The sequence below is a fragment of the Brochothrix sp. genome, from assembly GCF_017549435.1.
Classification (GTDB): Bacteria; Bacillota; Bacilli; order Lactobacillales; family Listeriaceae; genus Brochothrix; species Brochothrix thermosphacta.
In genome coordinates this window covers 1-12163 of the sequence record NZ_JAFYUW010000040.1, presented here as the reverse complement: position 1 = coordinate 12163, position 12163 = coordinate 1, and the positions used below count along the sequence as shown (strand labels likewise).

Sequence of the window (12163 nt, the reverse complement as noted above, 5' to 3'; positions counted from 1 at the left end):
TTAAACCATCAAATGATCCTTAACTAGTTCGCTAGCTAAAAATTTGTTACTTGTTTGCGTTACGAAATTAATTGGTTAAACTCCGAAGAGTTTAAGCATATAATATGTCTTTTCGTTCATTCAGTTTTCAAAGGTCAATCGTTATCAAGCTCTCGCTGACAACTACTTAATAATAACACGTCATGTTTCTTAAGTCAACAATTTTTTATTTATAAAAAATGTTTCTTCAAGGAAACTTCTTTAAGACTTACTAATAATAACACTATATGAACCTGTGTGTCAATTGTTTTTTAAACACTTATTAGTAATTTACTAAAATAACTTTTCATGCATTTACAAACAGTATCTTAACAACATTTACAAAGTTTTTTGCATTCATGCAATTCTTTTTCAAACGTTGTTTTAACAAGAACATTCTTTATATTATCAAATCATCTTACCGCCGTCAATAACTTTATTACTTTTTAACCTTTTTTCTTACACTCTTCGCAAATACCATAAACTTCCAGACGATGGCTCGCTATTTCAAAACCTGTCACATGTGACGCTAAACTTTCAACTTCTTCTAACCCAGGATATGAAAAATCAACAATCTTACCACACTTATTACAAATTGCATGATAATGATCGTGCGTTGTAAAATCAAAACGGCTTGATGAATCTCCGTATGATAATTCTTTCACAATATTTGCATCTTTAAAAACATGCAAATTATTATAGACAGTTGCTACACTCATATTTGGGAAATCTCGCCCTAAAGCTTTATATATTTCATCTGCAGTAGGATGCGAGTGTGAGTTGATTATAAATTCAAGCACCGCTCGACGTTGAGGCGTTATACGTACACCCGCATGTTTTAAAATATCGATTGCACTGTCTAGATGATTATCGTTATGAACATGAGTATGCTCCATTATTAACCACCCTTTCAATTGCTATTTATACATTATCTCTATAATACTGTTAAAAAGACCTTCGTGTCAATAATTCTTCTTTAACTCCATAAGCTTTTATACTTTAAATGATAGACATTCAAATACAGCTTTTCACATTAAAATAAAAAAGATGCCAACACTTAGTGTTTGGCATCTTTTTCTACGTCATTGTTTGGATGAATCGAACGGTATTTATTATAGTACCAAAAATCGATGTAGTCATCTGAAAAAGGACCTTTTTTATCGAGTACCCATTCTGTCAGAATTCCAAGCTGTTGTTTCAGGATAAGATCAATTTCAGCAGGATAGTGCATCGAACGTTTACGGGCCTCGTATTCATCTTCATCTAATAAATGAAAACTCCCATTTGGGAACACTTTAATATCAAGATCATAATCGATATACTTCAGCGCTTCATTATCAATGAGATAAGGAGAACCAATATTGCAATAATGATGAACACCATCCGCCCGAATCATTGAGATAACATTAAACCAGTGTTCTTTATGGAAATAAGAAATCGCCGGTTCTCTCGTTACCCACTTTCTGCCGTCAGACTCTATAACAAGCGTTCTATCATTTCCGCCTATTAGTAATTGATCAGTCGCCTTTAAAACAGTCGTTTTTTTCCAGGTACGATGGAGCTTACCGTCGTGTTTATAACTTTGAATCTTAATGACGTCCCCTTCATTTGGAAGACACATTGTTATAACCTACTTTCTGGAATCTCTCATGACTGATACATAAGAAGCCTCACACTCCTTTTCTTGAATAAAAGGAAGAGAAGGAAATTCGGCAAGCTCTGCATTGCTCATGGTTTATTCGTGGCTGTTTTTGGACAGTTGTTTGCAATACGCTTTTATTTATTGTTACAACTAATTTCATAATATAGTATACCATAACCCCTTATTATATATAAAGTCCTACCTATGTTTTTATGAAACTGGCAACGATCGTCCACCATCAATAAGAATAGTTTGTCCACAAATCATCTTCGCTTTATCCGACACAAGAAACTCAACGGCATCAACTAAATCATCCGCTTGTACCATACGACCCATTGGAGTGCGTTTTTTAGCATCTTCTAGCAACTCTTCACGATTCGGAAAATGATCTAACGCTTCCGTTTCAACAAGCCCACCGGAAACCGCATTAACACGTATACCTTTTGGCGCAAGCTCAACTCCCAAATAACGCGTCAATGACTCTACCGCTGCTTTTGATACTCCCACAGTTGTGTAGTTTTCTAACACTCGCATTGATCCTAATGAACTTAGGCTTACAATCGATCCACCTGTTTCATTAGCTTCCATCATTTTTGCCGCTTCTTGCGCTGCAAATAAAAGCGATTTGGCATTGATTGACATTGTCCAATCCCAGTGTTTTTCTGTAAGTTCCATTACAGGTTTCAAAACACCACTTGCAGCGTTGTTAACAAATATATCTAAACGTCCAAATTCCGATAATACCGTCGCAAACATTTCTTTGATTTTTTCAACATCTCCAACATTAGCTTTGACGATCAAGCACTTTTGTCCTAATGCCTCTATTTCAGCTTGGACTTCCTCTGCTTTCTTACGATTACGGTTAAAGTTAACAACGATATCATAACCTTGACCAGCTAATCTCAATGCAATCAAACGTCCTATCCCTCTACTACTTCCTGTTACTAGTGCTACTTTATTCATTTATAACTCACTCCTTGTTTTTAAGTATAATTGCCAAACTTTTTGATAGGGTACTGGAAACGGTAATACTTTCATCTCTTCTAACGTAACTAAACGATAACCCTCTATTAAATCTGCTTCATCCATTACTCCTGTGATTATTTCTACATCCCATTTCAAATGTGAAAAAACATGTTTCACTTTACCTAAGGATTGATTGTTTAGATATAGAGGCATCGATACACCCGCCTGATAACTTTCAACCAAATCTTCAACTGGTTTTTCTTCTTCTATAGAAGGGAACATCCATAAATTAGCCAATAGTCCCTCAGAGGGGCGTTGCTGTACTAAAAAACGCCCATCATTACTTTGGATAATTGCTGTAACTAAATATTTTTGTTTCGTTTTTAACTTTTTAGATTTGAACGGATACTTTTCAATATCGTTTTCAGCATAGGCACGACAGTATTTTTGCACTGGACACATATCACACTTAGGGTTCTTTGGCGTACATATCGTAGCACCCAAATCCATTAATGCCTGATTAAATGCACCTGGTTTATCCTGAGAAATCGTTTGATTGACTGCTTGCTCGAACACTTTACGTGTCTTTGCCTTAGATATATCATCATCAATGCGCATTAATCGTGAATAAACACGGTAAACGTTGCCGTCAACTGCAGCTTCAGGTTGATTGTAGGCAATGCTTAATATTGCGCCAGCAGTATATGGACCGACACCTTTCAAAGATAAAATAGCTTCTTTAGATTGAGGAACTACCCCATCATAAGCTTCTGTTACTTCGCGTATTGCCGTTTGCAAATTCCGAACGCGGGAATAGTATCCTAAACCTTCCCAAGCTTTTAAAATTTGTTCTTCTGGTGCATAAGCAAAGTCTTTCATTGTTGGAAATAATGACATGAAACGTTCGAAATAAGGAATCACTGTATCCACTTGTGTTTGCTGTAACATAATCTCAGATACCCAAACCCTATACGCTTCAGTATTTTCACGCCAGGGTAACTCTCTTTTTTCACGTTCATACCACTCGACAAGTACTTCTGAAAACTGCTCTTTTTCTATTTCACTCCATTTTGCCATCAAAATCTTAGAGACTCCTTTTTGATACATCAGCCATAACGCTGTATAATAAGATTAAGCGTAACTTAATTATGCCTGACACACTAATCAATCATTGTTATCCTCTATTATTATAACGACTAATAACTCTGATTACTAGGAGGAAATCTATTGGACTCAGCAACACATTTAGCTATGGGCGTTGCGATTGGTGGACTAGCGACAGTTGACCCCACTTTCCAATCAGCTGATGTAAGTATGATTGGATTAATGGGCGCCATGATAATATCGCAACAAGCACCTGATATTGATACTGTCTTAAAATTAAAAGGCAATGGTATCTACATTCGAAATCACCGTGGGATTACCCATTCTTTACCTTTTCTGTTTATATGGCCTGCGCTCATTACGATTGTTTTTGGTTATTTATTTAACCTAAACATGACTCATCTCTTTTTATGGAGCTTTTTTGCAGTGTTTTTGCATGTTTTTGTAGATATTTTCAATTCATATGGTACACAAGCATTAAGACCCATCACAAAAACTTGGATTGGGCTTGGTTTTATCAATACGTTTGATTGGTTCATTTTTGGAACACATGTCATCGCTATTGCTCTATGGTTAATATACAAACAACCTTTACTAATTTTCGGTACTCTTTACTTGATTCTTGCCGTCTATTATATTATTCGTTATTTAATCCAGCGAAGTGTCAAGCGTTCTGTTACTCGCCTTCTAGACGACGAGGTTGAACAAATCATCATCGCTTCAACTTCACGTTTCTTTCAGTGGCGTGTCGCTGTTACAACTAAAAATAAATATTATGTCGCTCGTGCCTATCGCACGCAAGTAATGTTTTTAGAAAGTTTTGATCGTATCCCCTTACCCAAAGAAGATCCAATCATACTTAATGCTCTTAAAGATGAAAATGTTAAATCGTTCCTGTCTTTTTCAAAAGTTTACCGTTGGCATCTCGAACGTTTGCCAGATAATGGCTTTTTGGTTGTTTTTACAGACCTTCGTTATCGCAGCAATGGCCATTATCCATTTGTAGCTGTTGTTAAACTCGATAGCACCTTGAAAATTCACTCTTCTTATACTGGTTGGATTTTCACTGAAGGTAAATTACAGAAAAAACTTTTCTTGGATGAACAATACTTATAGTTATAAAAAAGGACTGTTGCTTTTAATAAGCGACAGTCCTTTTGCATTCAATATTCTTCTTGCGCTGCTAAAAAGTTTTGGATATCCTCATAACGGAAACCTTTTTGCATCAAACCTTTAACAATTTTACTCTTTCGTTCATAACCTTTGTACTTACTGAACTTTCTTTCGAACTTTTCATACTGTAATTTAAGCGCATCTTCTTCTTCTTCGTCAGATACAAACTCTTGCAACACAGCGTCCATAATATCTTTGTTATTAAAGTAACCTTTTGTCATAACAGTTGTTTGTAATTTTTGTTTCAACTTAACCTGAGAGACATTATGCTGCGTTCGTGCGGCTTTAGTTAACACCTTGTATAGATGTTCATCCTGTAATTCATCCGTAAAGTACTCCAATGCTTCTTCTGTATCGTTCTCCCCAATACCTTTTTGACGTAACTCGCGTTTAATTGTTTGTGGTCCCTTAAGGGTTGTATTAACCATCGTACGACAAAACATTTTTGCAAAGGCATTATCATCAACAAATTTATTCTCTCTTAGATACAACATTGCTGCATCAATGGCATCTTCTTCATATTCCTTTTTTTGCAAATCTTCAATAACTTCTTTTTCTGATCGTACACGTGCCCCTAAATAAACCAACGCGCGGTTAATTGCTTTTCGATGGGTTTCATGATCCGTCAGCTGCTCTAATAATTCATCGGTCACTTCCATCCCTTTTGCTAAACCAAACTCTGTTAAGACAGCAATATCAACCCCACAGGCAAATGCTTCATCTATATATATATTAAAACGTTGCTCGTTCTTTTTTTGAACTTCTATTTTTGTAATTTTTTTCAAGTCATTCTTCCTTCCATCTAGCATATTTTGCGTTACAATTAACCTATAGAAACTTTGGAGGTGTAAATTAATGAATATTTTAATCAGCGGTGGTACCGGAATGATCGGTGAAAAACTAACACGATTATTAACCGAACAAAAACATCAGGTGTATATTCTCACACGACACCCTCAACAAACAGAGTCTACATACATTCATTTTATCACATGGCAGCCACCATCTTATCAAAAGGTTTTACAACAGCTTCAAGAAAATAACATCGTAATTGATGTTATCTATAATTTAAGCGGTGCACCTATTGGGCCTCGACGTTGGACCAGCGCCGTCAAAAAAGAAATACGCAACAGTCGTATTGACAGTACAAAGGCTTTAGTTGAACTTGTCCATCATTTAGAACACAAACCTTCTGTTTGGGTTAACGCAAGTGCTATCGGCGGTTACGAGCCTTCTTCAACCGTTTATGATGATACAAAAGATTACCCGTATGCTAAAGATTTTCTCGGTTCCGTTGTAAAAGATTGGGAGCAAGCAACAGCCCCTCTTTCTCAATATGATATTCGTGTCATTTATAGCCGATTCGGCCTTATCCTTGACTCCGATAAAGGAGCTTTTCCACCTTTGCTCAAGAGTTCAAAGCTTGGTGCTGGCGGCAAAATAGCAGATGGTAATCAATGGTATTCGTGGATACATATTGATGACTGTATCAAGGCATTAGCGTTCGTTGTTACAGTAGAAGCTTTTGCTGGCGTAGTGAATTTCACGTCAATAGATGCGGTTCGTCAACATGAATTCGCCAAAGAGCTAGGTGATATTTTACATCGTCCGACTTTTATACCTGTACCACGCTTTGCAATTAACACTGTTTTTGGTGAATCGGCGATGCTTGTTACAAAAGGGCAGCATGCGGTGCCAACAAAATTAACACAAAATGGGTTTATATTTAAATACCCTACGTTACGTCAAGCACTGATAGATTTGACTAACAAATAAAAGAGTTCAAAAAAACAACCACAAAAGTGGTTGTTTTTCATTTATTTATTTTTAGTGATACGCGAACGTATCCATCCAATGACCGCTGGTAATATTGACACAAATATAATCGCTAAAATTACGGTTGAAAAATTATCACGAACAAATGGAATGTTTCCAAAGAAATAACCTGCATATGTAAACAATCCAACCCAAATGAATGCGCCAATTACATTGTACATAAAGAATTTGCGGTAAGACATGTGCGAAGCCCCTGCAACAAACGGTGCAAATGTTCTAATAAACGGCATAAAACGTGCAATGATAATCGTCTTACCCCCATGTTTCTCAAAAAAGCCATTTGCAATTGCAATTCGTTCTTCACTAATAACTTTGCTGAGCCAACTTCCTTTAGGTATTGAAATACCTAACCACTTACCGATATGATAATTTACTGTATCACCGATGACTGCTGCTACAAAGAATGTAATAGCAAGCGTCGTTAAATTAAACGATCCCAATGCTGCAAGTGCACCACCCGCAAATAATAACGAATCACCTGGTAAGAAAGGAAAAATAACCAATCCTGTTTCAACAAAAACAATGGCGAATAGAATTACATAAGACCAAACGCCAAACATATTAATGATTTCAACAAGATGCTTATCGATGTGTATAATAAAGCTAATAATATTCTGTATGATAGTCATTTAATCGCTCACTTTCATGATTTAATTACTGCTAAATCATAGCACATTTTAACCTTATAAATAAAGTTATAACTGTTTCTGAGCATCATCACTTGGCTTTTCTTCTATCTTTTCGCTATTTTCGTTCACATGATCGTGATATTCAATTTCATTCGCTGGTAACAAACGACGTTTACTGATCAATAACATTAATTGAATCATCGTGAATGCAACAGAACTACTCTTACGGAAAGCTATATAGCGCGGACGCCATTCCTTCACATATTTATTTTTATAGTTACGCAATCCTTGAAAACCATAAAAATCTTGACTGAAACGGTAAATTAAACCAGCAATTCGCTCACTAGCAAACGCATAACGACTTTCACCTACATTGGACAACGGTGACATTCCTAAATTAAATTCTTGATACCCATTTTCTTTCGACCAAATATATAAATTAACAAACAAGAAATCCATAATACCAGAAGGTGCTTTATGAGACTGACGCATTAAATCAATCGAAATTAACTCATCTGTATTAGACGGCATTATTGTTGCAAAGGCGATTATTTCGCTCTCTTTGTTTTTTACAACAGCAACACCCGCTTCGCGTATATAACTTTCATCAAAGAAACCTAATGAGAACCCTTTTTCTAAACGAGATCCCAACCAATCATCAGAAACAGCTTTGAGTTGCTGCATCATTTCAAGAGTAAATGGTGGTTGGACGACTTCAAAAACAAATTCTTCACGCTCTAATTTATTAATAGCCGCACGTAACCCTTTTTTCTTTTTACCTGAAAGTGTAAATTCTTGAACATCAACATAACCTTGTTCACCAATTTTCATGAAATCAAACCCGTGTTCATGTAACATGGTAATCATCGATTCATCAATTTCATAAAAAACAGGTCGGAAACCGAACAAATCTGCTCGTTCCATCAATTCTTCAACTGCTGATTGTGTATAGGAAAGATCTCCGATTGGATTTCCCATAATCACCATTTTATCAGCGTATGTTCGATAGAGGAACATCAGCTTGTCGTCTTTTGACCAAAAAATATTTTTATCGCGTAAATGAACCAAATGAGAAATATCATTTCCGCCATACTTCTTCAAATGACGCTCAACTTTTTGACGATTATAAGGCGACCCTAGACTATCTGTCGTATAGCTGGTGTATACATACAATAATGCTAACACAAGGATACCGAGCAGGATTCCTACAATTCCTAAAAACCAAATTTGCTGAGATTTTATCACTAACCAATCGGGTACAAAATGCGGATTTTTAATTGATGGACGATTATAGATACCAATCCAAATATATAATATAATCGCACTCACAAAGATAACAGTATCAATAATCGCACGACTCCACGTATAGACAAACTTCACACGGTAAAATTCTTTACGCGCCAATATCAAACAAATCAGCACAATCGAAAGAATAACCGTTTGTTTAACTGAAACACCCCTTACGAGTGTATTAGTTATCGCTGCAACTAACACGATTAACGTAACTAAATACATTTTTTTCGTTTTCCGTTCAATCCCACGACCTAAACCAATTAATATAAAGCCGTAGGTAACCGAAGTTAGTTGGGATAAAAAGACAAAACCGTAAGACCTAAAGTCAGAGACAATCTTAAAATGATCGCCGGCATATGGTAACGTAGATGTTACAATCAGGATCAGACCTGCTAAGTAGACAAAAACAACCAGTCCCATATGGGCTGTTTTGCGAAGCCCTGCAGCAGGAATACCTTCAAAAAAGGCATTTAATTTTCTGAGCCCACGAACAAGTAGCATTATCAATGAAATGAAGAATGGTACAAAGTAATAAGCGATTCGGTAAAATAATACCCAAGCTACTGCCATCTCACTGTTGATTCCTAATGCACTCATCCCTAAAATCATCACAAGGTCAAAGGAACCCAACGCTCCCGGAATCAATGAGGCCATCCCAATAATTGAAGCTATTACAAATACAGGGAATAATTTAATGACATCAACCGGTTCATTCAATAACCAACCAATTGCAACAAACGCTCCTGCTGCTGCAAACCATTCCATCGTAGATGCTAAAATTAGCACTACTTTTTTATTGGTCGTTAAGTCACTGAAAAATCCATATTTTTTGGTACTTGTGATAATCCATAAAATTGGAAAATACAAACCTGCCCCTAAGAGCCATGGCCAATAATGGATAAAATGATTTGCATACCCTGGGATTAAGAATGCTCCTAAAATAGCGATAGACAAAACTGATAACCCAGATAGTAAAAACATTCCTATCTTTGATAATGCAAACAATAAATCTTTTTTCTTCACTTGTTCATCGCCATAAAACATCAAACGAATTGATGCCCCAACGACGCCTCCCATGCCTCCAATATTTGCAAACGTATTTGCAATCCAACCAGCTTGAATAATTCGCCACTTAGAAAATTTATGAGGCAATAACGCCACTAATACAAAATCATAGAGAATCATCGGTATTAAAGCGACTGATCCTATCAATAAAATTAATAATATTGTACTTGGAGATTGTGCAACCATATAAGATTTAAGTAATGGAAAATTAATATTTCGCCCTTCAGATATCAGAACAAAAGAAAGGATGGCCACAATTAGGCCAATAAAAACTAGACGAACAATGCCACTATTTTTTTGTAAATAAGTAATGATTTGCGATAAGCGTTGCTTCATATATTCAGACTCCCAACTTTTTTTGCGTATATAGTTTATTCTATCTGTTTTAGTGATAAATTACCACTGCATCTCAACTTACATTTTTGTCATATTGTTACAATACCCGAACATCAAAAAAAAGCATCAAATTGAGAAACGTTTCCATTCTCAACTCGATACTTTTCTTATTCATTGTTTTTTAATTTTCGTTAGGGTCTAAACGATAGTTCTTTTTACGTTGTAAGTGAAGCACAGCAATTAACAATGCGTTGAATACGATCACTATACCGACCATAACGCCCATTGTTTGCCAGAAAACACCATTTGATAAACCACTCGTCATCGCCTGACGATAACCGTTAACGGCATATGTCATTGGCATGAATGGGTGCATTGCTTGGAAGAAGCCATTTGTTAATGGTAATGGGAACGTTCCGGCACTTGCACCTAATTGAATAACAAGTAAGACCATCGCAATAAAGCGACCTGGGTTACCTAATGTAATTGCTAGGAATGCTACAATCGACATGTAAGCTAATGATGTAAACACTGTAATCATAACGAACTGCCCGACATGATCGACTTCCAATCCTAAGAATAGCAACATGATAACATCTAGCAATAATGCTTGAGCTACTGCATGTACGACTAATACACTAAATTTACTGAACCACCATGATACGGCTGTTTTTGGATACGCAACAGGTACTTCGATTGGGAAGATAACGTTGAATGTCAACGCCCCAACAAAAAGTGCTAATGCGATTACATATGGTGCTAAACCGTGACCGTAATTTGGTACTTTACTAATTTCTGTGTGATTTAAATCTGTTGGTTTTGAAATCATTTTTGCGTTTGCTGGGTTAAGATTTGTATCGGAAACTTTTGTTGAAGCATCACCTAATGTGTCACCTAATTTGATTGTTCCATCCGATACTTTTGTTAAACCATCAGTTAATTTATTTGAACCATCTGCTAATTGTGTGGCACCGTCGTGTAATTTACCAGCACCGTCATTTAATTGACCCACACCTGAAGCAAGTTCTGGTGTTTTCTCTGCTAATTGATTTGTACCAGTTGCTAATTGTGAAGCACCTGATTGTAATTGACCTGAGTTTGCAGCAAGTTTTGAAGCCCCACCATTTAAAGTAGACACTCCGTTACCTAAAGTACCAACTCCTGCTGTGTAAGTAGATAAACCATTGTTTAATGTTTGAGAACCGTCAGCAGCACTGTTAATACCAGTCGCTAATTGACCGACACCCGCATTTGCTTTAGATGCACCATCTGCTAGTTTTTGACTGGCAGCAGACGCACTATTGATTGCTCCTGTTAAAGTTGGTGCACTCGCTTGTAATTGTTCTGCACCCGCTTGAAGTTTTTCACTTCCAGCTTCAGCTAAACCAAGACCATCTGCAACAGTACGAGCACCAGGAGCTGCTTCTTCTCTAAGTTTTGTATAGCCACTAATTGCTTGAACAGCACCAGGGTTAACCTTATTGATACCCTCATTTAACTTGGCAACATTTTCTTTCAATGTATCTAACTGTCCAAGTGCGGTTTGTGCTGCACTTAGTTGCGTTGCTACATTTTGAAGACTTGTTTGAGTTGCTTTTAGTAAAGCACCTTGTTGCTCGCCTTTTTCTTTAGCACCCGCTTGTAATGCTCCTAAAATATCTGCTTTTTGAGCATCTGTCATATTTTTAAAGGTTTCTGTTTTTTGGACTGCTACTGCCTCTGGAGAAGTAGTCAACGTTCCACCTAAACTTTGTAAATTAGTTTTGATATTTTCTAATTCTTTTTGAATACCATCAGTTGAAATACCCGCATTTTGACCATTCAAAGCGGAATTGAGAGCATTCATATTTTTTTGTACACTATTTAAACCATCTGTTAATTGTTTAATTTGTTCATCTTTAGGTAAACCTTCTAAACCAGTTGCGATTTTCTCACTACCCGCTTGCAATTCACCGAGGTTAGCTGTTAAACTTTTTTGTCCTTCAGCTAACTGGTTAATACCATCTACAAGTTCTGGTGTTTTACCAGCAAGCTGTCCTAAGCCATCACTTAATTGTTTATTACCATCAGCTACAGCACCTACACCATTTTGCAATGCTGA

10 protein-coding genes are annotated in these 12163 nt (G+C 36.5%); 2 read left to right on the top strand and 8 right to left on the bottom strand.

Annotation, left to right across the window (positions count from 1 at the left end):
* Nucleotides 1-464: 464 nt before the first annotated feature.
* From perR to mutY, 4 genes are all read right to left on the bottom strand, one after another.
* Nucleotides 465-914, bottom strand: coding sequence for a peroxide-responsive transcriptional repressor PerR (gene perR, locus IKV95_RS02725; RefSeq protein ID WP_036027813.1), 450 nt, complete (start codon nt 912-914; stop codon nt 465-467).
* A gap of 161 nt (nt 915-1075) precedes the next feature.
* Nucleotides 1076-1639 (bottom strand): nucleoside tri-diphosphate phosphatase, encoded by a 564-nt coding sequence (gene ntdP / locus IKV95_RS02720; protein ID WP_051457446.1) that lies wholly within the window; start codon nt 1637-1639, stop codon nt 1076-1078.
* 231 nt (nt 1640-1870) lie between these two features.
* Nucleotides 1871-2623 carry an enoyl-[acyl-carrier-protein] reductase FabL gene (gene fabL, locus IKV95_RS02715; protein WP_069120388.1) on the bottom strand — a complete coding sequence of 251 codons (753 nt, stop codon included), beginning with the start codon at nt 2621-2623 and terminating at the stop codon, nt 1871-1873.
* The gene (mutY, locus tag IKV95_RS02710) at nt 2624-3703 is read right to left on the bottom strand and encodes an A/G-specific adenine glycosylase (RefSeq protein ID WP_029092660.1); all 1080 of its coding nucleotides are present in this window, start codon (nt 3701-3703) and stop codon (nt 2624-2626) included.
* Nucleotides 3704-3853: 150 nt separating this feature from the next.
* On the opposite strand from mutY, the gene IKV95_RS02705 reads away from it, so the two are divergent.
* Entirely contained in the window at nt 3854-4846 is a 993-nt protein-coding gene (locus IKV95_RS02705; RefSeq protein ID WP_069126107.1) for a metal-dependent hydrolase, read from the top strand.
* A gap of 47 nt (nt 4847-4893) precedes the next feature.
* On the opposite strand, the gene recX is transcribed toward IKV95_RS02705, so the two are convergent.
* Nucleotides 4894-5688, bottom strand: coding sequence for a recombination regulator RecX (gene recX / locus IKV95_RS02700; protein ID WP_157759390.1), 795 nt, complete (start codon nt 5686-5688; stop codon nt 4894-4896).
* Nucleotides 5689-5758: 70 nt separating this feature from the next.
* Between recX and IKV95_RS02695 the strand changes: the two genes are divergently transcribed.
* Nucleotides 5759-6679 (top strand): TIGR01777 family oxidoreductase, encoded by a 921-nt coding sequence (locus tag IKV95_RS02695; protein ID WP_029092657.1) that lies wholly within the window; start codon nt 5759-5761, stop codon nt 6677-6679.
* Nucleotides 6680-6720: 41 nt separating this feature from the next.
* On the opposite strand, the gene IKV95_RS02690 is transcribed toward IKV95_RS02695, so the two are convergent.
* The 3 genes from IKV95_RS02690 to IKV95_RS02680 form a co-directional block, all read right to left on the bottom strand.
* Complete coding sequence (locus IKV95_RS02690; RefSeq protein WP_287451390.1) at nt 6721-7368, bottom strand: DedA family protein; 648 nt, start codon at nt 7366-7368, stop codon at nt 6721-6723.
* A gap of 66 nt (nt 7369-7434) precedes the next feature.
* Nucleotides 7435-10062 (bottom strand): bifunctional lysylphosphatidylglycerol flippase/synthetase MprF, encoded by a 2628-nt coding sequence (gene mprF / locus IKV95_RS02685; protein WP_029092655.1) that lies wholly within the window; start codon nt 10060-10062, stop codon nt 7435-7437.
* A 181-nt stretch (nt 10063-10243) separates the two neighbouring features.
* A partial coding sequence (locus IKV95_RS02680) for a YhgE/Pip family protein (protein WP_287451389.1) occupies nt 10244-12163 on the bottom strand: 1920 nt, incomplete at its 5' end.